At 66.6% G+C, this 21,890-nt stretch carries 23 protein-coding genes, 3 tRNA genes and 1 pseudogene; 12 read left to right on the top strand and 15 right to left on the bottom strand.

The features are described from left to right. Positions 1 to 53: 53 nt before the first annotated feature. The 3 genes from yidC to rpmH form a co-directional block, all read right to left on the bottom strand. Positions 54 to 2,018: a membrane protein insertase YidC gene (gene yidC / locus SRU_RS00285; RefSeq protein ID WP_118825822.1), complete on the bottom strand. Its 1,965-nt coding sequence runs from the start codon at positions 2,016 to 2,018 to the stop codon at positions 54 to 56. Between the two features lie 178 nt (positions 2,019 to 2,196). After that, complete coding sequence (locus SRU_RS00280) at positions 2,197 to 2,637, bottom strand: ribonuclease P protein component (RefSeq protein ID WP_011402840.1); 441 nt, start codon at positions 2,635 to 2,637, stop codon at positions 2,197 to 2,199. Between the two features lie 12 nt (positions 2,638 to 2,649). Beyond that, entirely contained in the window at positions 2,650 to 2,814 is a 165-nt protein-coding gene (gene rpmH / locus SRU_RS00275) for a 50S ribosomal protein L34 (protein WP_043551668.1), read from the bottom strand. 172 nt (positions 2,815 to 2,986) lie between these two features. Between rpmH and SRU_RS00270 the strand changes: the two genes are divergently transcribed. Both SRU_RS00270 and SRU_RS00265 read left to right on the top strand, forming a co-directional pair. Then, positions 2,987 to 3,058: transfer RNA gene (locus SRU_RS00270), tRNA-Gly, on the top strand. Positions 3,059 to 3,154: 96 nt separating this feature from the next. After that, positions 3,155 to 3,228, top strand: a tRNA-Val gene (locus SRU_RS00265). Between the two features lie 141 nt (positions 3,229 to 3,369). On the opposite strand, the gene SRU_RS00260 is transcribed toward SRU_RS00265, so the two are convergent. From SRU_RS00260 to SRU_RS00250, 3 genes and pseudogenes are all read right to left on the bottom strand, one after another. Further along, positions 3,370 to 3,924, bottom strand: a complete 555-nt coding sequence (locus tag SRU_RS00260; RefSeq protein WP_112902660.1) for a PKD domain-containing protein — start codon at positions 3,922 to 3,924, stop codon at positions 3,370 to 3,372. A 61-nt stretch (positions 3,925 to 3,985) separates the two neighbouring features. Beyond that, positions 3,986 to 4,831, bottom strand: a pseudogene (locus SRU_RS15865) (PKD domain-containing protein); the annotation flags it as partial. A gap of 302 nt (positions 4,832 to 5,133) precedes the next feature. Further along, positions 5,134 to 6,201 (bottom strand): aminopeptidase, encoded by a 1,068-nt coding sequence (locus SRU_RS00250; RefSeq protein ID WP_183956962.1) that lies wholly within the window; start codon positions 6,199 to 6,201, stop codon positions 5,134 to 5,136. A gap of 333 nt (positions 6,202 to 6,534) precedes the next feature. Between SRU_RS00250 and SRU_RS00245 the strand changes: the two genes are divergently transcribed. After that, positions 6,535 to 6,741: a hypothetical protein gene (locus SRU_RS00245; RefSeq protein ID WP_237701796.1), complete on the top strand. Its 207-nt coding sequence runs from the start codon at positions 6,535 to 6,537 to the stop codon at positions 6,739 to 6,741. 39 nt (positions 6,742 to 6,780) lie between these two features. Here SRU_RS00245 and SRU_RS00240 read toward each other — a convergent pair whose 3' ends face one another. Further along, positions 6,781 to 7,350 carry a hypothetical protein gene (locus SRU_RS00240; RefSeq protein WP_118840449.1) on the bottom strand — a complete coding sequence of 190 codons (570 nt, stop codon included), beginning with the start codon at positions 7,348 to 7,350 and terminating at the stop codon, positions 6,781 to 6,783. Between the two features lie 165 nt (positions 7,351 to 7,515). On the opposite strand from SRU_RS00240, the gene SRU_RS00235 reads away from it, so the two are divergent. Next, positions 7,516 to 7,974, top strand: coding sequence for a DoxX family protein (locus tag SRU_RS00235; protein WP_162713315.1), 459 nt, complete (start codon positions 7,516 to 7,518; stop codon positions 7,972 to 7,974). Positions 7,975 to 8,686: 712 nt separating this feature from the next. Next, complete coding sequence (locus tag SRU_RS00230) at positions 8,687 to 8,908, top strand: hypothetical protein (RefSeq protein WP_043551662.1); 222 nt, start codon at positions 8,687 to 8,689, stop codon at positions 8,906 to 8,908. A gap of 104 nt (positions 8,909 to 9,012) precedes the next feature. Here the strand turns inward: SRU_RS00230 and SRU_RS00225 are convergent, their stop codons facing one another. The 8 genes from SRU_RS00225 to SRU_RS00190 form a co-directional block, all read right to left on the bottom strand. Next, the gene (locus SRU_RS00225; RefSeq protein ID WP_011402834.1) at positions 9,013 to 10,449 is read right to left on the bottom strand and encodes a DEAD/DEAH box helicase; all 1,437 of its coding nucleotides are present in this window, start codon (positions 10,447 to 10,449) and stop codon (positions 9,013 to 9,015) included. 216 nt (positions 10,450 to 10,665) lie between these two features. Beyond that, positions 10,666 to 11,415 carry a 3-oxoacyl-[acyl-carrier-protein] reductase gene (fabG, locus tag SRU_RS00220; RefSeq protein ID WP_011402833.1) on the bottom strand — a complete coding sequence of 250 codons (750 nt, stop codon included), beginning with the start codon at positions 11,413 to 11,415 and terminating at the stop codon, positions 10,666 to 10,668. 183 nt (positions 11,416 to 11,598) lie between these two features. Next, positions 11,599 to 12,405, bottom strand: coding sequence for a hypothetical protein (locus SRU_RS00215; protein ID WP_237701795.1), 807 nt, complete (start codon positions 12,403 to 12,405; stop codon positions 11,599 to 11,601). 100 nt (positions 12,406 to 12,505) lie between these two features. Continuing rightward, positions 12,506 to 13,444: an ACP S-malonyltransferase gene (fabD, locus tag SRU_RS00210; RefSeq protein ID WP_237701794.1), complete on the bottom strand. Its 939-nt coding sequence runs from the start codon at positions 13,442 to 13,444 to the stop codon at positions 12,506 to 12,508. Positions 13,445 to 13,530: 86 nt separating this feature from the next. Beyond that, entirely contained in the window at positions 13,531 to 14,535 is a 1,005-nt protein-coding gene (locus tag SRU_RS00205) for a beta-ketoacyl-ACP synthase III (RefSeq protein ID WP_011402830.1), read from the bottom strand. Between the two features lie 43 nt (positions 14,536 to 14,578). Next, complete coding sequence (gene plsX, locus SRU_RS00200; protein WP_011402829.1) at positions 14,579 to 15,595, bottom strand: phosphate acyltransferase PlsX; 1,017 nt, start codon at positions 15,593 to 15,595, stop codon at positions 14,579 to 14,581. A 276-nt stretch (positions 15,596 to 15,871) separates the two neighbouring features. Beyond that, positions 15,872 to 16,069, bottom strand: a complete 198-nt coding sequence (gene rpmF / locus SRU_RS00195; protein ID WP_011402828.1) for a 50S ribosomal protein L32 — start codon at positions 16,067 to 16,069, stop codon at positions 15,872 to 15,874. A 169-nt stretch (positions 16,070 to 16,238) separates the two neighbouring features. Next, the gene (locus SRU_RS00190; RefSeq protein ID WP_231847231.1) at positions 16,239 to 16,742 is read right to left on the bottom strand and encodes a YceD family protein; all 504 of its coding nucleotides are present in this window, start codon (positions 16,740 to 16,742) and stop codon (positions 16,239 to 16,241) included. 370 nt (positions 16,743 to 17,112) lie between these two features. Between SRU_RS00190 and rplM the strand changes: the two genes are divergently transcribed. The 7 genes from rplM (at position 17,113) to SRU_RS00155 (ending at position 21,882) form a co-directional block, all read left to right on the top strand. Next, on the top strand, positions 17,113 to 17,559 hold the full coding sequence (rplM, locus tag SRU_RS00185; protein WP_112902658.1) for a 50S ribosomal protein L13: 447 nt from the start codon (positions 17,113 to 17,115) through the stop codon (positions 17,557 to 17,559). 54 nt (positions 17,560 to 17,613) lie between these two features. Then, positions 17,614 to 18,012 carry a 30S ribosomal protein S9 gene (gene rpsI / locus SRU_RS00180; RefSeq protein WP_011402825.1) on the top strand — a complete coding sequence of 133 codons (399 nt, stop codon included), beginning with the start codon at positions 17,614 to 17,616 and terminating at the stop codon, positions 18,010 to 18,012. Between the two features lie 272 nt (positions 18,013 to 18,284). After that, a complete protein-coding gene (rpsB, locus tag SRU_RS00175; RefSeq protein WP_118825819.1) occupies positions 18,285 to 19,247 on the top strand; it encodes a 30S ribosomal protein S2 in 963 nt (320 codons plus the stop codon). Positions 19,248 to 19,314: 67 nt separating this feature from the next. Further along, positions 19,315 to 20,145 carry a translation elongation factor Ts gene (gene tsf, locus SRU_RS00170; RefSeq protein WP_011402823.1) on the top strand — a complete coding sequence of 277 codons (831 nt, stop codon included), beginning with the start codon at positions 19,315 to 19,317 and terminating at the stop codon, positions 20,143 to 20,145. Between the two features lie 184 nt (positions 20,146 to 20,329). Beyond that, positions 20,330 to 21,109: a UMP kinase gene (pyrH, locus tag SRU_RS00165; RefSeq protein WP_011402822.1), complete on the top strand. Its 780-nt coding sequence runs from the start codon at positions 20,330 to 20,332 to the stop codon at positions 21,107 to 21,109. Between the two features lie 48 nt (positions 21,110 to 21,157). Further along, positions 21,158 to 21,727: a ribosome recycling factor gene (frr, locus tag SRU_RS00160; protein ID WP_011402821.1), complete on the top strand. Its 570-nt coding sequence runs from the start codon at positions 21,158 to 21,160 to the stop codon at positions 21,725 to 21,727. A 66-nt stretch (positions 21,728 to 21,793) separates the two neighbouring features. Then, positions 21,794 to 21,882 (top strand) — tRNA-Ser (locus tag SRU_RS00155). The last annotated feature ends 8 nt before the right edge of the window (positions 21,883 to 21,890 follow it).

Below are 21,890 nucleotides of genomic sequence, written 5' to 3'. Positions count from 1 at the left end.
GCAGGACAGCCCCGCGGCGATCGGTTCCCTTTCCACCGCTCAACCACCCCGCTCTACTTCTGCTGTTTCTGGACCTCCTCCGCCCGTTCCATGAGCCGGGCGAAGAACCCCTTCTCCCCCTCGGCCTCCCCGTCCGAGCGCCCGTTCGTGAGGTTGCCGTCGTCGTCCTTTTCCTTCTCCAGCTGCATGTTGATCCACTTCTGCTGGGCCGCCGTGACGATGTTGTAGAAGAGGTAGTACAGGCTCAGGCCCGAGGCGAACCGGTTGAAGATGAAGAAGATGACCCCGGGCATGGCGTACATGAAGATCTTCGCCTGCCCGCCGGCCGCGCCGCCGCCGGTGGACTGCACCCGCATCGTCACGATCATGGCCAGCCCCATCAGGAGCGTGAAGCCCGCCACGTAGTCGCCGTAGAATGGAATCTCGAACGGCAGCTGCAGGATCTTGTCCGGCGCCGAGAGGTCCGCCGCCCAGAGAAAGCTCTCCTGGCGGAGCTGGATGGACTTCGGGATAAACTGGTACAGCGAGATGAGGATGGGGTACTGCAGGAACATGGGCAGACAGCCCCCGAGCGGGTTCACGCCCGTCTCGCGGTACAACTGCATCATCTCCTCCTGCTGCTTCTCCGGCTCGTCGTCGTACTTGTCCTTGATCTCCTGCATCTTCGGCTGCAGCTCCCGCATCTGCGCCATGCTACGGTACGACGACTTGGTGAGCGGGTAGACGACCGTCTTGATGAGGACGGCCATCAGGATGACAATCACGCCGTACGGGAGGCCGCCCCCGAAGAGCCAGGACGGGAGCCCGCCCCCGAGGTACGTGAGCATCGGGATGTAGAGGTACTCGGCGAGCGGCTTGGTCATCCACTCGAACCAGTCCCACCCGTAGTTGACCATGCCGTACAGGTTTCGGCCGTAGTCGGCCAGGCTGTAGTAGTCGATCGGGCCCGCGTAGAGGTGAAATTTGTCGACGTGGGTGGTCTCGCGCGGGAGGGGCATCTGGAGCCGGCCCGTGAGGTCCTTGAAGGCCGCCTCGCTGGTCGCCCGTCCTTCTTTTCGGCCGGTCAGGGAGGCCCCCAGGGCGGTTGCCGGACGGTCCGGCATGACGGCCGCGGTGAAGTACTTGTTCTTCACGGCCATCCACGACACGTCCCCTTCGATGCGCTTCTGGTTCTGGTCCGCGTCCGAGAGCGTGAGGCTCTGGATTTGTTCGCCGTTGCGGGCGAAGAGCCCCGTGTACCGGAGCTCGTCCTCCTCCCCGCCCTCCGAGTAGGGCATGCCGCCGTGCCAGGTCAGCTCGTACCCGTCGCTGGTGAGGAAGCTGCGGGGCCGCTCCTGCTCGATGGCGAGCCCGAGGTCGTAGTCGTCCGGGTGGAACGTGTAGGACTGGCGGAGCGCCCCGTCCCCGAGCTGCGCCTCGAAGGTGAGGGTCTTCGACTCGTCCTCGATCCGGACCGTGTCGGCCTCGGTGTCGGCCGAGAAATAGAGCGACCGGGTGTCGACGCGGCGCCGGGTGGGCGTCGTGAACGACAGCGAGAGGGTGCCGCCCGCCGTCGTGTCGACGATCTGGACGGGGTCCTCCTGGTTGAACTGCTTGTACTCCTTGAGCGTGAAGCGCTCGATGGTCCCGCCCTTGGTGGAGAGGACGACCGTGTACAGGTCCGACTCCACGACAATCCTGCGCTGCGTGCCTTCAAGGGCCGCGGCCGTCACGGAGTCCGGGGCCGGGGCCTCCGGCTGGTCCGCTTCGGGCTGCGAGGCGTCCGCGCCCGCATCCGCGGTAGACGGGGGCGCCGCGTCGGACGGCGCGTCGTCCGCCCCCGTGTCTGCCGCCGGGGCGGACGGGTCGGTCTGCTCGGTCGTGTCGGCCGGGCCCGCGGCCTGTTGGGACTGTTGCTGCTGGGGCGACGGGCTAAACCAGAAGATCCAGGCGAACATGATCACGGCGACCAGGATGGTCGCGATGATCACGTTGCGCTGGTCTTCCGGCTCGGGGTTGTTGCGGAGCGGAGAAGCCAAGGGACAGGGACGGGTTGGTGAATGCGTTCTCACATCGTGGGCCGGGGCCGGGCGTGCGGCGCCGGGCTCCGGGCCACGGCAGAGCCGATGTAACAGGGTAGGAAACGAGCGGCCGGGCGCAACGTGCCCGGAGCCGTTTCAAAATCGGCGTAGGATGGTCACGGCCGGCGCGGCGCCTTCAGTCGGCACGCTCGTCGAGCGAGGCGGCGGCGCGCCGCAGGGCCGGCGGCAGGTCGCGCCCGATGCCGTCGTCCGCCTGCTCGGGGGCGCCCCGGAACAGAATCATGACGATGAGCGCCTCGGGGCCACATACGAAAGGGTCCACCAGGGTGTACTGATGCACCCGGTAGACCTCTCGGAGGAGCCGACGGATCCGGTTGCGTTCAACACCGCTCTCGGCACGGGGGCCGGGCGCAAACCCGACCTGAAGCGGCACGTCGTGCCCGAGCACCGCCCGGTCCACGACGCGGTACAGGAGCCGCACGCAGCCCTTCGCGACCGTCCGGACGTCGTCGCGGGTCCGGTCGAAGAGGGACCGGATCAGGCGTCGTCGCTTCAGGCGGTACGACGGGGGAAACGTGAGGCGTCGCTGTTCGACGCGGTCGGGAACGTCGGACACGGGCACCGCCGGTTACACGGGCTTGCCGGAGTCTTCGTCGCTCACCGAGAGCTTGTCGCGGCCCTTCTTGCGGCGCCGCTTGATAATCTTCCGGCCTTCCTTCGTCTTCATGCGCTCCAGGAAGCCGTGCTTCTTCTTGCGCTTCTTCTGGCTGGGCTGGTAGGTGCGCTTTGGCATAACGGCTGCACGGTCGATGCGTAAGAAAATTTGTGCAACGAACTCTAACGGTGGGGGCACCGCCTTGTTTTGCCCACGGGCGACAAAGACACCGTCAAGACGCGGGGAGGTCCCGGCCGCCGCGCCGGAACCGACGGCCCATCCTCACATTTTAAGAAGTGAACTTTTTGATGCGGGAGTAGCTCAGTGGCAGAGCATCAGCTTCCCAAGCTGAAGGTCGCGGGTTCGATCCCCGTCTCCCGCTCCGTCTCTTTTGTTTTGGGTTGAGGGTTCAGGGTTGAGGGTTCAGGGTTGAGGGTTCTCTCAGTCAACCCTCAACGCGAGACCCTCAACGCACCTCGGGCGGTTAGCTCAGCGGTTTAGAGCACCTGCCTTACAAGCAGGGGGTCGCTGGTTCAAATCCAGCACCGCCCACTCTTGTCTTCAGGGCCTCCCTGGCGTTCAGGGCCCCCCTTCGAGCGAACGCCGAGTGAGTCCGATCAGAGTCGACCTCAGGCCCGGCGGGTTTCTTCTTTCCCGGCGCTCAGTGTCGCGGTCCACGTCTCCTTTGCGCCGTCACTCAAGCCGAACGGCCCACGCCTTGGGGGGCAGCGCCCGCCGGTACGTCTCGCGGGCCTGCTGCGCGGCCGCCTGCGTCTCGTAGCGGCCGACGACGACCCGAAAGTGGCGCTCCTGGTCGAGCATGTGCTCGACGATCCGCACCGACACCGGCGCGTCGGCGAGCCGATTTCGGTACCGCCGGGCCATCCGCTCTGCACCCGCAGGGTTGCGCATGGAGGCGACGCCGACCGCCCACAGCCCCGCCGGTTGGGGAGAGGGCCGCTTGGCCGTCCGCCGTTCGGCCTGCACCGTCATGGATCGCGTCTGGGTTCCCCCGTCGTTGGAGACGCGGACCTGGACCGTGTGCCGGCCCGGCCGCTCGAACGTGTAGGTGGGCGCCGGCCCCCTGGTGGCGGTGGTGCCGTCGACGGTCCATTGGTAGCTGAAAGGCTTTTCCCCCTCGACGGCCGTGCGGAGCTGCACCGGCTCGCCCACCCGAACCGGGTTGGGGCGCGCGGTGAGCGAGACGACCCAGGGCGCCTCCGGAGGCGACGGGGGGGGGCGACGCACGAGTGACCCGAATCGTCGTCGACGCCGTCGCCTCCCCGGCCTCGTTGTGGGCCGAAACGGTCACGGGATAGGTGCCCGGCCGGCGATACGTGTGCGTGACGGTCCGGCCCGTGCCCTCCGTTCCATCCCCGAAGCGCCAGCGGCGGTCGAGCGGACGGGCGGCCTCCTCCTCGTTGATCGTGACCGTAAACGTGGCCGTCGTGCCCGCCTCCACCTCGGCGGGGGCGTCGAGCGCAATGACCTCGGGCGCGGTCGGCGTCGTGAGGCTGAACCGGAGGCCGAACCCCAGGGGCTGGTTGACGGTGTCGAACGACCATCCCTCCGCGCCGCGCCCCCTCCCGTCGACTGCGTCGTCCGGAACGGTTGCGTGGAGGCGAGACTCGACGTAGAGGGAGACGGCCCGGCCGGCCCGAATGTCAATGCCGCCCCCCACGGAGGGGCCGATTCCGGTGTGCGTGGGCCCGCCGGCGGTCACGTTGAGGCCGGCGTCCAGGTAAAACGCGACCCGTCGGTCCGGCGCGCCGAAGGTGTAGCGCCCCAGCAGGTGGGACGTGTACCGCCGGTACGAGTCGGTCGCGGGGGCGGCGTTTCCCACCGACACGTAGCTGCCGGCCTGCCCGCCCAGGGCAAGGCCCCAGCGTGGAGACAGCTGGTACCCCAGCTCCCCCACCGCCACCAGGGGAAGACGACCTATCGCATCGGCACCGAATTCCTGGGGCGCACCGGCCCGCGGGCCCGCCAGGTCGCCGGTGTAGCCCGAGAGGCCGGCCCCGAGCTTGCCGTAGAACCCGTTGTCAAGGTGCTGGGCCTGCGCGGTGCCCACGACGCCCGAGAGCAAAAGCGCGACCCCGAGGAGCACGAGACGGCCGCCCCGCGAGCGGGGCACGTTGAGACTGCAAAGGTGCATGACGCGTCCAGGTTGATTCGTCCTCCCCCTCGAACGGGGAAGCCCAAGAAGTGAACCGGACATCCGGCGGGGACATCCGGGGTTCTGTTATCGCTGTCATGCGGAGGACATTAAGGACTGCAAGGCTGAGGGGCAGACGTTCTGGGGCGTCGCCCACTGTATCTCGGCCGAACGTCCGTCCACCAAACAGCTTTTGAAGGCGCTTTCGGGACGGCCGGCATGCCTCCAGGACGCGTGCCACGGCCGCTTCTCCTCTCACTCACGGCTCCGGAGGGCTCGGTTCGAGACGCGTCGGGGAGGCGCTACTCCCACACGAACTGCCCGCCCTCCTGGATCACCTCTCCGTCGAACTCGATGCGGCCAGCGCTCGTGTCGAGGATCATGTCGACGTGCACGGCGCTGTCGTTGCCGGTCTGCCCCTCCCCCACGTTGGCGTCGTAGGCCCGCCCGAGGGCGAGGTGGACCGTCTCGCCCATCTTCTCGTCGAAGAGCATGTTTTTGGTGAACCGGTCGATCTCGCGGTTCGTCCCGATGCCGAGCTCTCCGAGGCGCCGCGCCCCGTCGTCGGTATCGAGCAGGTCGTCGAGGGCCTCCTCGTTGCGCTCGGCGGCGGACTCGACCACCTCGCCGCCCTCGAAGCGCAGGCGCACGCCCTCCATCTCGCGCCCCTGGTGAATGAGCGGCTTGTCGAAGTGCACCGTGCCCTCCACACTGTCGGGCACGGGCGCGGTGAAGACCTCCCCGCTCGGCATGTTGTGGCGGCCGGCCGAGTTGATGGCGTGCATGTGCTCCACACTCATCTCGATGTCGGTCTCCCCGGCCACCACACGCACCGTGCGCGCCTCTTCGAGCCGCCGGCGGAGCTCCTCCTGGTACTCCTCGACCGCCGCCCAGTCGCGCAAAATCGCCCCGTACACGAAGTCGCGGTACGCCCCGAGCGGCAGGTCCGCGGCCTGGGCGTACGCGTTCGTGGGGTGCTGGGTGAGGCACCACCGCTTCGACAGGCGCTCCTCGATGATGGGCTTGTGCGCCCGGGAGCGCTCCGCGAGGCGCGTGCCGGAGACGTCGTTGAGGGCGGCCAGGTTTGGGGACGACCGCACGTGGATGGCCACGTCGCACGCCTCGTAGAGGGCGAGTGTGTGCTCGGGCAGCGAAAAGTCCCCGTCGTGGGCCTTGAGGTGCGCCCGGGAGGCCTCCCCCGAGGAGTACAGGGTCATCGGATTCGCCCCGCGGTCGCCGAGCTCCCGGTGCAGGGCCACCACAAGGTCGTGGGCCTCGGGGCCGGCCGCAATCACGACGTCGTCGTCGCGCTGAACGTCCGTCGACCAGTTGAGAAGAGTGCGGGCGTGCTCTTGAATGCGCTCGTCCATAACACGTATTCGATGCGGGGAAAGACAGTCGGGCGCCTGCGAGGGAGAGGTGCCGAACGGAACGACACACGGCGGTTCACGGTCGGGCCGGTCTCGTGTTCGGAACCCGTTTCGCCCGGGTTTCGGAGGCCCCGCCGCGCGGTCGTCCGTTTTATTCACTCGCATTCAACGACGTGTTCACGGATCCACAACGAAAAGGGTTGACAACCCGGGGGTCGATTTTGCTATTATGAGTAGTGAGATACTAATAGGAAAAGTGAGCCAGCCCCGCAGGGCGGGCTTTTTTTATTGCGGGCTCCCTTTTCTCCCCTCTCGTTCTTCAGCCCCCGTTCCGTGCACAACGTCGCCTACCGCCTCGCCCTGCTGATCAGCGTGGGCGGCCTCGTGCTGCTGGCAATGGCCGGGCCGGGCGATGACCTCCAGACGACCCTGGGCGCGATGGGGCTCGTCGGCGCGGGGCTTCTGGTGGGGCTTGGGGCGCTTCTCAGATTCCTGGGGTACATCGAAGAAGGGGCCGCAGACAGGGACGGGTCCCCGTGAGGGGGCGGGCCGATCCAAAAAACAATCCCGTCGGGGCTCCTAAGCGGACGCCAGGAGCACGGCCCGACGGAGCTCCGTCCAGCGGCCGTCCGTCTCTTCGGGATGGTGGGGGTTCTTTTCCCGCAGCCACATCTCCACGGTCGTGAGGTGCACGTCCCCCTCCGCACGCCGGGCCACCTCGCGGTATACGTCCGCGGTGGTCTCCGCGTCCGTCTCCCCCATCACGTCCCAGGCAAGGGTGGCGTAGTGTCGGGTGGTGGGGGGCACCTCAATCTCCTGTTCCACCGCGGCGGGGCCGAGGGCGCGGCGCCGCAACTCGTGGGCGACGAGCTGCTTCCGCACCTGCAACGCGTGGTACTGAAGGGCCGCCTGGACGTGCTCGGCCTGCTGCTCGGCCGTCATCGGGCCCTTGGTTTCGACGGGGCCCGGATCGGGAAGGCGTTCCTCCACCCGCTCCATTTCTTCCCCAATCGTCGCCCGGAGGGCCCGCAGGTCCGCAAGGCCCATGTCGTCGACCTGTGCGGCGGCGCGGTCGCGGGCCGTTTGCAGCCGCTCGCGCCACTCGGCCCGAAGCTGCTGGAGAGATCGGGGCGGGGCGTGCTCACCCATTGCGGACGGATCGGCAGTATATGGACTTGTGTGCGAGGAGTTGGTTTGACACGCCCCGGTCCGGCAAAGTGGTTCCGCCCCCCATCCAGCCCGAGACGGATCGTCCCCCGGCGGACACTTGTTACAGATCTGTTCGCCGCACCCGTCAACGCACATCTCCTGTCCATGCTTCGCAGTCTTGAAGCCCAGCGCGACCTCGTTCTCGACGCCCTCCGCGTGTACCTGGGGACCGGCTTGTTTTTTCGGGGGCTTGCCCTGCTGATGACAGACGGCGGGCTGCAACAACTGCTGGGCGCTACGGAGCCGGGCCTCGGACTCACGGGACTGTCCGTATACGTGATCGCGGCGCACCTCGTCGGCGGCGCCCTTCTCGCCGTGGGGCTCTATACGCGCCTCGCCGCCCTCGTCCAACTGCCCGTCCTCGTCGGGGCCGTCTTTCTGGTGCACTGGCGGGACGGCCTGTTGTCGGCGGACCAGTCGCTGGAGTTTTCGGCGCTGGTGCTGTTCCTGCTGCTGCTCGTGTGCACGTTCGGGAGCGGACGCTGGTCGCTGGACGCGAAGTGGCGACGCCCGCCGGCCCCGGTCGTGCCGGGGTCGCCCCGGCGCCCGGCGCCGCAAAACTGAAACGAGCGCCTCGTGCCCGTCCGCGGCAGCGTCCGCCCCCCCCACCGCAATTGGGGCCGGGAGCTACGCTCAGTCCCTCGTCCCCAGACCCCGGATGGGTGAGACTACAGTCCGTCGCGGGAGAGCAAACGGGGCCCTTCCTACGCCGGAGCCGTCCAGCATGCAGAAAAAGGGGCGCACTCGGCCCCGCTCAGAGCGATCTCGTTGCCCGCGGCAAGGGGACAGCCCACTCAGATCGACGCGAGCGTGCCTCGCACCTCCCACCGTGCCCGAATCTTACCCCAAAAAATGCCGACTCTGGACGTTGAGGCAGAACTCGGGGCCCGATTGAGCGACGCGACGACCCCCCGAAAAAGGGGGAGGTTAAGGACACGAGGCCCGAGAGAGGTGGAAAAACCGGACCAAAATAGGAAAAGCACCCTTGCGGCGAGGGCGCACTTTTTACTACTGTGACTGACCGTAGTATAACAAAACCACCCCCGGGGAACGCTTAATTTTAGCGTGACGATCTTGTAACGCTACCAGAGAGAAAAAGGGATGAGCTGTGCCGACGCTGCCGCCCTGCCCCACCTCTCTCACTCTTCACTCCCGCGCCCTCTACACCTACGCCCGCTCCCCGTTCGACCATTTACAGCTCGTCGGCCGTTTGCCCTTATCTCCCTGTCCTGCTAGGTTCACAATCCATAGCTTCCATGCACGAACCTACGCCCCCATGCCCGATCAATCTCTAACACCGGGTCAGGCGCTCGGCCGGTGGATTCTGCACGTCGTTGTTTTTCTTCTCTCCGGGGGCGTCGCGGCCGGGGCTTCGGCCCTTGCCTACCAGGCCATCGCACAGACGCAAACCCCGCTGGGCATCTACGCCGTCATCTTCGCCGCGGGCGGCTTCATCGCGTATCGGCAGACGGAGCGGGTGCTCGCAACTGAGGCGTGAGCCAGGAGGCGTGAAACGTGAGACATAATGCGTGAGGGGGGGGCGAGGCCGCAAGGAGGTGCCCCCTCACGCTTCACGCCTCACGAACCTTCACGCGTCACGAATCACTTCTCCTCCTCGTCCTCCGTCTTCGCCTCGGCGTACAGCTCGGTGATGATGGACGCCAGCAGTTCCGGCTGTTCGTCGGAAAGCTCTTTCACGAGCGGGACGAAGTCCTCGACGCCCGGCTCTTCGCCGTTGGCCGGGGCCTCGGCGTTCGCGTAGCGCTCCTGGAGCAGCTCACGGGCCTCGCTGTGCGGATCGGCCGGCAGCTCGGCCTTCTCGAGCTCGATGTCGTAGGTGTTGGCCATCCGCTTGAGCTCGTACTCGTCCTCGTGGGTGGAGAGGACGATCGTCGTGCCCTCTTCGCCGGCCCGCGCCGTGCGGCCGGAGCGGTGGATGATGTACTCGTGGTCCTGGGGCACGTCGTAGATGAAGACGTGGCTCAGGTCGGACACGTCGATGCCGCGGGCCGCCACGTCCGTCGCCACCAGCAGGCGGAGCTTCCCTTCTCGGAGTCGATCGAGCGCCTCCTCCCGGTCGCGCTGGGAGAGGTCGCCGGACATCTCGTCGATGTCGTAGCCCTTGTTCGAGAGGAACTTGTTGAGGTAGCTCACCTCCCGCTTCGTGTTGGCGAAGATGAGGGCCGACTCCGGCTCCTCCAGCTCCAGGAGCTGCGCCATCACCCGATCCTTGTCCATCGGGTTGACCAGGTAGTAGCGGTACTCGTTCTCCTCCACGCTCACCTTGTCGGTGCTGAGCGAGAGGAAGCCCGGGTCGTCCAGGAATTCGCGCGCCACGGACCGCACCTTCGGCGGCATGGTGGCGCTGTACATGTACGAGACCCGGTCCCCCGGCACGTGCTCGACAATGTCCTTCATGTCCGGGTAGAAGCCCATCGACAGCATCTCGTCGGCCTCGTCGAGCACCAGCATCCGGAGGGTGCTGGCGTCGAAGTTGTCCTTCTTGATGTGGTCGAGGATGCGGCCCGGCGTGCCGATGACGACCTGCGCGCCGTTCTTCAGGCCGTCGATCTGCGGCTGGTACCCGACGCCGCCGTAAATGAGGACCGCCTCCATGCGGTTCGTGCGCGGCGTCGCGATTTTCATCTGCTCGAACTCCTCGTGGATCTGCCGCGCCAGCTCCCGGGTGGGCGTGAGGATGAGAACCTGCTGTTCCTCCTTGTCCGGGTTCACCAGGTCGAACAGCGGCAGCAGGAAGGCGCCGGTCTTGCCCGAGCCGGTCTGCGACTGCACGATCAGGTCGCGCCCGTCGAGGGTGTAGGGGATGGCCTTGCGCTGCACGTCCATCAGCTCCGTCCAGCCGGCGGCGTGCACCGCCTGCTCCATGTGCCCGGACAGCTCGTCGACCGTGACCTCGTCCAGGGGCGGGTCCGGCTCGCGCAGCTCCGACCCAACCTCGTCGCGCCGCCGCTCCTGTTGGGCCTCAGAAGTCAGGTCGATGACGTTCGTGTACTTGCTCTGCGAAATATCGGCAGCCATGCGGCAAACGACTCGGGGTCAGGTTTCGGGGACGTCGAAAGGGGGCAGGATGAAACCCTCCGGCCGGGCGTCGAGCGTGCTCCGTCGCACGACCGGTCAAAGACGAGAAGAGTGGTACACTAAAGCAACACGAGTACAACGTGAGCCCTCCCGTGATCGATCCTCTTATTCCTTAACGGAATGCAAAAAGCGGGGACGGCGGCGGCGGGGTCGTGCCTACATCGAGAGCCCTCCGTTCACCTGCAGGACGTGCCCGGTGATGTAGTCGGAGGCCGGGGCCGCCAGAAACAAAACCGCCTCGGCGATTTCTTCGGTCGTGGCGAGCCGATCGAGCGGCACCGCGTCGAGGATGGAGTCCCGCGTCTCCTCGTCGAGCTCGTCGGTCATGTCGGTCTGCACGTACCCCGGCGCCACCACGTTGACCGTCACGTTGCGGCCCCCGAGCTCCTTGGCGAGGCTCTTCGAGAAGCCGACGATGCCGGCCTTGGAGGCGGCGTAGTTCGTCTGGCCCGCGTTGCCCGTGGTGCCGACGACGGAGGAAATGTTGACGATCGAGCCGCTCTGCTGGCGCATCATGGGCATGTACGCCGCCTTGCAGAAGTTGAAGGTGCCCTTCAGGTTCGTGTCGATCACGTCGTCCCAGTCGTCCTCCCCCATGCGGAGCAGGAGCCCGTCCCGCGTGATGCCGGCGTTGTTGACGAGCACATCGAGCGACCCAAAGTGCTCCGTCACCGCGTTGACGTGGGCCTGGGCGGCGTCGAGGTCGGCCACGTCCCCCTGCAGCGACAGCGTCTCGGTGCCCTGTTCTTCGAGCGACTCGACGAGGGCCGCCGCCGCGTCGGTCGACGAGCGGAACGTAAACGCCACGTGGGCCCCGGCCTCGGCGAAGGCCTCGACGAGGGCACGGCCGATGCCGCGCGTGCCGCCGGTGACGAGAACCGTGGAGCCGTGAAGGTCGACCTGCATAGTGCGGAGGACTGCGTGCTGTGAGCAGTGTGGTGAGGAGAAGCCCCGCCAATTTCGGAAGATTGGCAATCCCGTCCAGAAAGGCAAGGCTGCACGCGGTCCACACAGTCGGTCGGGCCGGTCGGGAATCGACGTCCGGGTCCGCCGGCAGATGAGGACGTCGCTGGCGAAGAACCGGTCCCGTCATCGCCGGGAGGAGCGCCCGGCGTCGTCGTCACGAACGCCCTTTTTCAGGCCCCGGGCGGTGTTCCCCTCGCCCCACCGCCAGGCAAACTCCTGCCGTCCACCCCCGCCCGTCCGGCGGACGCGGAGCTTCATGCCGGAGGCGTCGGCGAGAATGTCGGTTCCCTCCACCCGCCGGGAGAAGTAAAGCGAGTTGCGGCGATACAGCGCGGTCTCGCCGCCCGCCACGAAGGCCTCACGGAGGGGGCCGTGGTCCGACTGAACGGGGCGGTACGTATTCCCGCCCACGTGAAGCTCCGTGCGGGCGCTGGGCCCTGTGATGATGCCGTCCCTGCCCCGCCCGACGAACCAGTACACGTCGATGTGAATTGTCTCGGCGTACTCCTTGCGCCGCTCGTCAAGAACGTCTCGGGCCTGCTCCTCGCGCAGGGACAGCACCCCCCTCTCCGGCTGGAGGGACATGAGCGAGAGCTCGAGGCTCCAGAAGGTTGCGTAGGTGCGGTCTCGGATGCTGGGCCCCGTCCCGATGTTTTGGAAGCTCGCGGACCACTTTTCGGTGAGCGACTCGAAGTCGCGCTCGACCTCGAACTGAATCTTGCCGTCGGCCGCCGCAATGGTGAGGGCCTTCACGGAGTCGGGATGGTGATCCACGGTTCGTTCCGCGGGCAGGAACCGCTGGGAGATTTTGCCCTCGTCGACCGAGTAGGCGTTGCCCCCGCCGCACCCCACGAGGGCCATCGCGGCGAGGCACGCCCCGAAGAGCCAGCGAAGCGAGGAGCGGGGAGGCGGCAGGGCGAATGCACCCATGGGATTGCGGCGGTTGGAACGGAGACCGGCATTCAGCATCTGCACTGTGCAGGGTGTAGCACTCGTCCCCCCGACACGCGTTCCCCGCCCGGGTCCGTGGCTACGCCTCCGTCAGACGCGCAATCTCTTCGGGGGTGCCGGCCCCCATCGCCTCGGCCTCTTCGTCCAGCGTGCGGCCCACGAGGCCCTGCAGCACCTGTCCTGTTCCTACCTCCACGAAGCGGGCGGCGCCGTCTTCCTGCATGCGGCGAAGCGTGGGCGCCCACTGCACCGGCGAGAGGAGCTGCTCCCTCAGGCAGCGCCGAATCTCATCGGGGTCCGTCGTCGGCTCGGCCGTCACGTTCGGGTACACGGGGCAGCGGGGCGCCTCGACGGGGACCGCGTCGAGCACCTCCGCGAGCCCTTCGCGGGCGTACTCCATGAGGGGCGAGTGGAAGGCCCCGCTGACCGGCAGCGGCATGGCGCGCCCCTCCACCGCCTCCGTCGCCTGCTCCACCGCCTCCACGTCGCCGGAAATGACGATCTGGCCCGGAGCGTTGTAGTTCGCGGGCCGCACCACCCCGTCCCCGTTCGCGGAGATGTCTTCGCACACCTCTTCGACGTGGGCCGTATCGGCCCCCAGCACGGCCGCCATGCGGCCCGGGCGCCGCTCGCCGGCCTCGCCCATGAGCTCTCCGCGCCGGCGCACCACCCGCAGGCCATCTTCGAACGACAGGGCCCCCGCGGCCGCCAGCGCGCTGTACTCCCCAAGGCTATGCCCTGCCACCATGTCGGGCTCCGGGCCGCCCGCGTCGAGCACCGCCATGGCCGCCAGGCTGTGCGTGTAGAGGGCCGGCTGCGTGATCTCCGTCTGCTTCAGCTTTTCGGTCGCCGTGTCCGCCTCCGCCCCCAGCCCGAACATCAACGAGAGCAGGTCAGAATCGAGGAGGTCGTTGGCGGCCTCGAAGCAGGCACGGGCTTCGTCGTGCTGTTCGTAGAGCTCGTGCCCCATCCCCACGGCCTGCGAGCCCTGTCCGGGAAAAAGAAATGCAGTTGCCATGTCACGATTAAAGTGCAAGGTTCGAGAGGTGCGCTCAGGATCGCAATGAGGACGGGCGACCGGCGCCCCCGGTCGCCTTTCCATCGTCAGCCGTAGGCCCAGGTGAGGTGCCCGGCGCCCCAGGTCAAGCCGCCGCCGAAGGCCGTCACGATGAGGTCGTCCCCCCGCTCCAGCTCGTCCTCCCAGTCGTACAGGCACAGCGGAATCGTCGCGGCGGTGGTGTTGCCGTAGCGGTCGATGTTGACCATGACCTGCTCGGAGGAGAGCCCGAGCTGCTTCGCGGTCGCGTCGATGATGCGCTGGTTGGCCTGGTGGGGCACGAGGTAGTCCACCCCCGCCGCGTCGAGGCCATTGCGGTCCAGCACCTCCCTGCATACGTTCGCCATCCGGTTCACGGCGAGCTTGAAGACCTGCCGTCCCTCCTGCTGGAGATAGTGCATGTGCGCGTCGACGGTCTCGTGGGTCGGCGGGTTGAGGCTGCCGCCCCCTCGCATGCGCAGCAGTTCGCTGTGCTCCCCGTCGACGTGGTGGACCGCGTCGTGGAGCCCCGCCTCCTCGTCGGCCTCCAGCACCACCGCCCCCGCCGCGTCCCCAAAGAGGATGCAGGTGGTGCGGTCCGTGTAGTCGACGATCGAGCTCATCTTGTCGGCCCCGATCACGAGCACCGTCTCGGCCTGGCCCGTCTCGATGAACTGGGCCCCCGTCGTAAGGGCGTAGATAAAGCCGCTACACGCCGCCGACAGGTCAAACCCCCACGCATTCGACGCCCCGAGGTTGTCCTGCACGAGGCAGGCCGTGGCCGGGAAGAGCATGTCGGGCGTCACCGTGGCGACGACGATCAGGTCCACCGCGTCCGGCTCGATGCCGCGGCTGTCGAGGGCCTCCTGGGCGGCCGCCGTCGCCATGAAGGCCGTTGCCTTGCCGTCGTCCCCGAGGATGCGCCGTTCCTGGATGCCGGTCCGCGTGCGGATCCACTCGTCGCTGGTCTCCACCATTTCCTCCAGGTCGCCGTTGGTGAGCCGCGTCTCGGGAAGGTAGTGGCCGACAGACGTGATGGCGGCCTGCGGGGAAGCGGACGAGGGGGAAGGCATGGGACAAACGGACAGTGCGAAGAAGACGGGACCCGCCCGGGCACTACGCGGAGGAGGACTGAAACGCTTCTTCCAAGGCGTGGGCGACGTTCTCGGTGGCGATGGTGCGGGCCGAGTGAATCATCTGGGCAATCACGTCCGCCGTGGAGCGCCCGTGCCCCACGAGCACATTTCCGTTGACCCCGAGGAGCGGCGCTCCGCCCAGGGCTTCCGGATCGAACCCCTCGCGCACCTCGTCGAGCACCCCCGCCACGAGCTTCTGTTCGTCGGGGGCGAGGCCCTGGCGCTCCATCTCCTGCTGACACATGTCCGACAGGACCGTCGACATGCTTTCCCCAAACTTGAGGAGGGCGTTTCCAACAAACCCGTCGCAGATAATGATGTCGGCGGCGTAAAAGAGCAGGTCGCCCCCCTCTACGTTGCCCACGAAGTGCACATCGTCGGCGTCTCGGAGCAATTCGTGGGCCGCCTTGACTTGCTCGTTGCCCTTGCCCGGCTCTTCGCCGATGTTGAGAAGCCCGACCGACGGCGGGTCGGTCTTGAGGACCTGCCGTGCGTAGACGGTGCCCATTCGGGCGAACTGGAGGAGATGAGCCGGCTTGCAGTCGACGTTGCTCCCGATGTCGAGGACCACGGAGGACCCCTTCAGGGTCGGGAAGAACCCGGCGATCGACGGGCGCTCCACACCCGGGATGCGCTGCAGGATGAACATGGACGCCGCCATGATGGCGCCCGTGTTGCCGGCGCTCACGAAGGCGTCGGCGTGATCGTCGTGATGCGCCGCAAGGCCCTGGTGGATGGACGAATTGGGCTTCTGCTTGACGGCGGTCGACGGCGTCTCTCCCATGCCAATTGCCTCGGGGGCATCGACAATGCGGAGCCGCTCTTCAGGCGCCTCCGGGCGCGACGCCAGAAGGCCGTGGAGCTGCTCTTCGGGGCCCACGAGGAGCACCGACAGCTCGCCCTCCGTCTGGTGGAGGGCCTGAATGGCCCCCTCCACGACTGCTTCCGGGGCGTTGTCGCCCCCCATTGCGTCCACTGCGATACGCGATGCTGCCATACGAACCGTCCGTGTGTCTGCCAGAACATGCGTGCCGGAGAGACGCCTGTCGTCTCGCCGGAAGGGAGGGCACTGTTCCCCTCAGAAGTGCGGCGCCACTCCGGCGCAAACATAGGCGTACGCAGAGACAATCGCCGGACGCGCCTCCGTGTTCGGAACGAAGACCCGACAAAAAAGTAGCCAACCCGGGGCAGGACGCGCGACGCATGGGATGGGCCGGCCCCGAATGCGGGCCGCATCGGTGGGGAGGTGCCGGGCGACTGCCCGTTCCATCCCCTACGCGATCAGCTCGTCGGACGGCTCGATAACCTGACGGCCGCGGTAGTGCCCGCAGTGCTTGCACGCCCGGTGCATCACCTTCGGGTTGCCACAGTTATTGCACTCCATGAGCTGGGGGGGCTCCAGCTCATTGTAATAGGTCGAGCGGCGCTTTCGGGTGCGCGACTTCGAATGTCGTCGTTTCGGGACAGCCATGACTCAGGGTCGTCGGGACAATGAACGTCGAATTCGTGGCGGAAGTCCGCCAAGCGCCTCGGGCAAAGGCTCCCGTATGATGGAAGGATCCCCGTCGGTGTTCAGAAGCCCGGCCTCATTTCGCGTAGAATTTATACCGGTGGAGCGGGCCTGACGAGGGCGCACGGCGCTACTCATCGTCTTTCAGCTCTTCCAGGGCACTCCAGCGTGGGTCAACGGGGGCACTGTCGTCCTCGTCGGCGTCGTCCGTGCCCCCGAACTCTCGTTCAATGGGCTCGTCTTCGGCCCCCGGGGCAATGCGACGCTGCGGAATGGCGAGGAGCAGCGTGTCGCGGACCATGTCCGTGAGGTCGATCTCCCGGTCGGAGGCGTCGAGCGGCCGCACCTCCTCGAACTCGTCCCCCTCCTGCCCCACCATGGACGGCGGCCCGAAGAGCACGTTGTACTGGCCCTCCAGGGCCTCGTCGTAGGGCTGAAGGGTGCGATCGCACGTCAGCTCGGCCGTGGCCGTCGCGTGCATCTTCACCAGAATGCGGTCGCGGTGATACTGCAGCTCCGCGTCGACCTGCACGTCGCTGAACGTGGTGGGGTCCAGGTCGGCCTGGCTCGCCGAAGGGGCGAACTCCACATGGTGGATGCCCGTCGAAAGGGACGTGATGTCGATGGTCAGCATGCGACCGAGCGGGACCATTCAGTCAGCGCTACGAAGCCCAATTGGAATGATCCCCCCCGGTCAGAGTTCCTCTTCGTCCCGACCTCCGGCGGGGCCCCTCCCGTTTCGCCCCCCCTCTTCCCGCCCCCACCTCCGTCAAGATTACAGGAATCCCTTCGGGGCGCGAAAACCTGGTCCGCCCTCATCCGTGCGACAGTGACTGCAATAAATCTTTTGATGTGGGGACGCGGCGCCGAAGAGCATTTCGCACGCTGCTGATGCCTCCGCCCCCGGCGGGCTTCTCCGCCTTGCGGGGCATTCTCGTGGTGTTGCACCACCTCGTGCATCCGCCTCGTCCTCCGGACCTGTGCCAACCGACGGATTCCGACCGATGGACACGCAAAGCTTCAAGACCTTTAACGCCAAGCCGGACGAGGTGGAGCGCGACTGGTACGTCGTGGACGCCACGAACCAGGTCGTGGGCCGCCTTGCCTCCCAAATTGCTCGCGTGCTCCGCGGCAAGCACAAGCCGACCTTCACGCCGCACGTGGACACGGGCGACTACGTGATCGTGGTGAATGCGGACAAGGCCCGGTTCACAGGCAAGAAGGAGAAGCAGAAGGAGTACCACGAGTACAGCGGGTACCCGGGCGGCGATCACTCCCACTCCCCCGAAGAGATGCGTGCAGACAAGCCCACGTATATTATTAGGGAGGCCGTGGAGGGCATGCTGCCCACCGGTCCCCTCGGGCGGGATACGTTCAAAAAGCTGAAGGTCTACGCCGGCCCGGACCACCCCCACGAGGCCCAGCAGCCCGAGCCGCTCGACAACGCGTAGCGGTTCGCCTGTTCTTTTGCCGACGCACTTTTCCGAAATCCCGATTCCGTTCCTATGCCCAAGATGACCCAATACCAGGCCATTGGGCGCCGTAAGACCTCCACGGCGCGTGTGTATCTGCGCCCGGGCGACGGCTCCAGTTTCGTCGTCAACGAGCGAGACGCCGAGGACTACTTTCCGGTTGCCTGGCGCCGCCGCACCCTCGACCAGCCCTTCGACGTGACCGACACGATTGGTCAGTTCAACGTGAAGGTCAACGCTTCCGGCGGCGGCCTCACCGGACAGGCCGAGGCCATTCGGCTTGGCATTGCCCGCGCCCTCGTCGAGTACGACGAGGAGCTGCGCGCCCCCCTCCGCGACGCCGGCTACCTGACCCGCGACGACCGGATGGTCGAGCGCAAGAAGTACGGCCAGCCCGGCGCCCGGAAGAAGAGCCAGTACAGCAAGCGTTAGACAGTCGCGAATGGCGCGGCGCCGCGCCCCGAACGGGGTTCGTTCAGCGCCCGGCCTCCGCCGTTCAACGCTGCACCAATCAACCATACGGCCCGATGCGACAGTGGGTTGACCGCGCCTTGGGTTGAGAGCACGGGCGCGTGGGAGCGGCGCAGAGGATCTTGTGCCGTTCCACTTCCACGCCCCAACCTCCCCCCGAACCGTGGTTTCGCTGCGCAGGCGACGGTCGTAGTAGTGCAAACCCAATCTCCCACGCATTTGTAGATTCTACTATGGCTGACGAGACGACTACGGACACCCCTGACGTTCAGGACGAAGATGCCCCCGACGAAGACGCCCCTCAAACCCCGGACGACACCGCTTCGGACTCCACGGGCGAGGCAGCCGCTGCGGACACCGATGCAGACGCGCCCGACGAGAACGCCCCCGACGAAGATGCCCCCGACGCCGCGCCCCAAGACAAGGACGATGGGGACGACGCGCCGGAAGAGTCGTCTTCGGAGGAGGAGACCTCCCACCGCGTGACCATCGAGGAGCTGCTGAAAGCCGGGGCCCACTTCGGCCACCTGACGAGCCGGTGGAATCCGCGCATGGAGAAGTACATCTTCATGGAGCGGAACAACATCCACATCATCGACCTGATGCAAAGCCAGGTTCTCCTGGACGAGGCGGCCGAGGCGGCCAAGCGGTTTGCACGGCGCGGCAAGAAGATTCTCTTCGCCGGCACCAAGAAGCAGGCCGAGGACATCGTCCGCGAGCACGCTGAGGAGTGCGGCATGCCGCACATGGTCGACCGCTGGCTTGGCGGCACCATGACCAACTTCCAGACGATCCGGAAGTCGATTCGCCGCATGGAAGAGATCGAGCGGATGGACCGGGACGGTACGCTCGACAAGCTCAAGAAGAAGGAGAAGCTGATGCGGCTCCGCGAGCACGAGAAGCTGGAGGAGACGCTCGGCGGCATCCGCGACATGGCCAACCTGCCCAGCGCCATTTACATCGTCGACGTGCAGCGGGAAGACATTGCGGTGAGCGAAGCCAACAACCTCGGCATTCCGATCATCGCGATGGTCGACACCAACGGAAACCCGAAGAACATCGACTACCCGATTCCGGTCAACGACGACGCGCTGAGCTCGATCGAGCTGGTGACGTCGACCCTCACGGACGCCGTCCAGGAAGGCCTGCAGGAGCGCCGCATGAAGAAGGAAGAGAAGAAAAAGGCGGCCGCGTAGGGCCCACATCCCCCTCCATCGTTCCCGCGCTGCCCATTTCACCCGATCCCTCCCCAACTGACGAGACATGAGCGTTTCTGCCAAACAGGTAAAAGAGCTGCGCGACGCCACCGGCGTCGGCATGATGGACTGCAAAGAGGCCCTGCAGGAGACCGACGGCGACTTCGACGAGGCCGTCAGCCTGCTCCGCAAGAAAGGCCAGGAGGTGGCGGACGACCGTGCCGCCGTGGAGGCCGACGAGGGCCTCGTCGTGACGGCCGTGTCCGACGACGGCCACGCCGGCGCCATCGTCGAGATCAACTGCGAGACCGACTTCGTCGCCCGCAACGAGGACTTCCAGTCGTTCGCCGACACGGCGGCGGAGCGGGTGCTCGAAGAGACCCCCGACGACCTGGAGGCGCTGGAGAGCCTTCCCTACGAGGACGACGTGACGATCGAGGAGGAGTTGGTGGCCCTCACCGGCCGCATCGGCGAGAAGCTCACGATTCGCCGCTTCGACGTGCTCGAGAGTGAGGAGGGCCAGATCATCTCGTACGTCCACCCCGGCTCGAAGCTCGGCGTGCTCGTGGAGGTGCACGGCGACGGCGAGGCGGAGGAGACCGGCCGCGACGTCGCCATGCAGGTCGCCGCCCTCGAACCGATCGCCGTCACCCGGGACGAGGTGCCCGACGAGGTGAAGGAGGAAGAGCGCGAAGTGGCCCGCGAGGCCGCCGTCAACGAGGGCAAGCCCGAGCATGTGATCGACAACATTGTGGAGGGGAAGCTCGAGCGGTTCTTCGAGGACCACGTATTGATGGAGCAGGCCTTCGTGAAGGACTCGTCGGTGTCGGTAAAAGACATGCTCGACGACGCCGACCTGTCGGTGGCGCGATTCACGCGCTACGCCCTCGGCGACTGACGATGCGGGCGTGTTGCCCCTCGTCGGCCCCGCATCGGGCCGCAATCGGCTCGCGCCCGCACCGGACCGCCGCGCGGCCCCTCTCGTCCGCCCAAGCTGCCTCAACTCTGTTCCCCTTTCCCAGCGGGGAGTCGTCCGACGCCCGCACAGCGAACCCGAACACGCACCTGACGGTGCCTCCCTTATGAGCGCTTCCCCCGACGACGAATCCACTTCATCCCTTGACCACCAGCGTGTGCTGCTGAAGCTCAGCGGCCAGGCCCTGTTGGGGGACCGGGAGTTTGGGATCGACGAGGCCGTTCTCCGCACCTACGCGAACGAGGTCAAGACCGCCGTCGAGGCCGGGGCCGAAGTGGCCGTCGTCATCGGGGGCGGCAACATCTTTCGGGGGGTGGAGCACGCCATGGAGGGCATGACACGGGCTCATGCGGACTACATGGGCATGCTGGCCACCATGATCAACGGCATGGCGCTCCAGGATGCCTTCGAGCAGGTCGATCTCGTCACGCGCCTGCAGTCGAGCATCAAGATGGAGGAAATCGCCGAACCGTTTATCCGCCGCCGCGCCATCCGGCACCTCGAGAAGGGACGGGTCGTCATTTTTGGGGCCGGCACCGGCAACCCGTACTTCACGACCGACACCGCCGCCGCCCTCCGGGGGCTGGAGATCGACGCCGACGTGATCCTGAAGGGCACCCGCGTGGACGGCATCTTCACCGCAGACCCCGAGGAGGACGCCTCCGCCGAGCGCTTCAAACAGATCCACGGACAGGAGGTCATCGATCGCGACCTGCGCGTCATGGACATGACCGCCCTCACGCTCTGTCAGGAGTCGAAGATGCCCATCGTCGTGTTCAACATGGGCACGTCGAACAACCTGCGGCGCCTCCTCGAAGGAGAAACCGTGGGCACCCACGTGCATTGGGACGAGGCCAAGGCGTCCACCGAACGGGTGCCGGCCTGACGAAATTCCCCGCACCCACTCTCTTGCTCACCAACCGCCCTGTCGCCCATGCCCGACGACCCCATTCAGGACATTCTGGACGAGGCCGACGAGGAGATGGAGGAGTCGGTATCGTACATGCGTTCGGAGCTGCGCACGATTCGCGCCGGACGGGCCTCCCCGGCCATGCTCGAAAACGTGACGGTCGAATACTACGGCTCCCAGACCCCCCTGGAGCAGGTCGCCAGCGTGAGCGCGCCGCAGCCCGACCTCATCGTCGTGCAGCCGTTCGACCGCAACGCCATCGAAAACATCGAACGGGGCATCATGAAGGCCGACCTCGGCCTAAACCCGAACAACGACGGCGAGAAGATCCGCATTCCGATCCCGCCCCTCTCCGAAGAGCGGCGCAAGGAGCTCGTGGAGACCAGTCGCGAGCGGGCCGAAGAAACGAAGATTTCGATCCGCAACATCCGGCGCGACGCCAAGAACGAGATCCAGAACGTTGTTGAGGCGGAAAACTTCTCCGAGGACGTGCTCTACGGCGCCGAGGAAGACCTTCAGGACATCACCGACGCCCACACCGAAACGGTGGAGGGGCTTCTGGAGCAGAAAACCGAACAGATTATGGACGTTTAACCAAGACTCGACGGGGGAACTGGGGGGCGGCCTCGCCGTCCGCCCCGCTCCCGCCCGATGTGTGTTGGAGGGGTGACCGAGTGGTCGAAGGTGCTCGCCTGGAAAGCGAGTGTGCCGTTTTCACGGTACCGAGGGTTCGAATCCCTCCCCCTCCGCCGTCTGT

This window comes from Salinibacter ruber DSM 13855 (assembly GCF_000013045.1).
GTDB lineage: Bacteria > Bacteroidota > Rhodothermia > Rhodothermales > Salinibacteraceae > Salinibacter > Salinibacter ruber.
Note: the sequence above shows the minus strand (reverse complement) of the source record. Positions and strands in the feature narration are given on the sequence as shown.

Bases quoted from the DNA above. Each gene is read 5' to 3' on its own strand.
- rpsI (WP_011402825.1), top strand. From the start codon at position 17,614: ATGCCCAAGATGACCCAATACCAGGCCATTGGGCGCCGTAAGACCTCC.
- SRU_RS00250 (WP_183956962.1), bottom strand. From the start codon at position 6,201: ATGGACGAGCGCATTCAAGAGCACGCCCGCACTCTTCTCAACTGGTCG.
- rplM (WP_112902658.1), top strand. From the start codon at position 17,113: ATGGACACGCAAAGCTTCAAGACCTTTAACGCCAAGCCGGACGAGGTG.
- tsf (WP_011402823.1), top strand. From the start codon at position 19,315: ATGAGCGTTTCTGCCAAACAGGTAAAAGAGCTGCGCGACGCCACCGGC.
- pyrH (WP_011402822.1), top strand. From the start codon at position 20,330: ATGAGCGCTTCCCCCGACGACGAATCCACTTCATCCCTTGACCACCAG.
- SRU_RS00190 (WP_231847231.1), bottom strand. From the start codon at position 16,742: ATGCTGACCATCGACATCACGTCCCTTTCGACGGGCATCCACCATGTG.
- rpsB (WP_118825819.1), top strand. From the start codon at position 18,285: ATGGCTGACGAGACGACTACGGACACCCCTGACGTTCAGGACGAAGAT.
- fabD (WP_237701794.1), bottom strand. From the start codon at position 13,444: ATGGCAACTGCATTTCTTTTTCCCGGACAGGGCTCGCAGGCCGTGGGG.
- SRU_RS00225 (WP_011402834.1), bottom strand. From the start codon at position 10,449: ATGGCTGCCGATATTTCGCAGAGCAAGTACACGAACGTCATCGACCTG.
- rpmH (WP_043551668.1), bottom strand. From the start codon at position 2,814: ATGCCAAAGCGCACCTACCAGCCCAGCCAGAAGAAGCGCAAGAAGAAG.
- frr (WP_011402821.1), top strand. From the start codon at position 21,158: ATGCCCGACGACCCCATTCAGGACATTCTGGACGAGGCCGACGAGGAG.
- SRU_RS00230 (WP_043551662.1), top strand. From the start codon at position 8,687: ATGCCCGATCAATCTCTAACACCGGGTCAGGCGCTCGGCCGGTGGATT.
- SRU_RS00205 (WP_011402830.1), bottom strand. From the start codon at position 14,535: ATGCCTTCCCCCTCGTCCGCTTCCCCGCAGGCCGCCATCACGTCTGTC.
- rpmF (WP_011402828.1), bottom strand. From the start codon at position 16,069: ATGGCTGTCCCGAAACGACGACATTCGAAGTCGCGCACCCGAAAGCGC.
- fabG (WP_011402833.1), bottom strand. From the start codon at position 11,415: ATGCAGGTCGACCTTCACGGCTCCACGGTTCTCGTCACCGGCGGCACG.
- SRU_RS00215 (WP_237701795.1), bottom strand. From the start codon at position 12,405: ATGGGTGCATTCGCCCTGCCGCCTCCCCGCTCCTCGCTTCGCTGGCTC.
- SRU_RS00235 (WP_162713315.1), top strand. From the start codon at position 7,516: ATGCTTCGCAGTCTTGAAGCCCAGCGCGACCTCGTTCTCGACGCCCTC.
- plsX (WP_011402829.1), bottom strand. From the start codon at position 15,595: ATGGCAGCATCGCGTATCGCAGTGGACGCAATGGGGGGCGACAACGCC.
- SRU_RS00240 (WP_118840449.1), bottom strand. From the start codon at position 7,350: ATGGGTGAGCACGCCCCGCCCCGATCTCTCCAGCAGCTTCGGGCCGAG.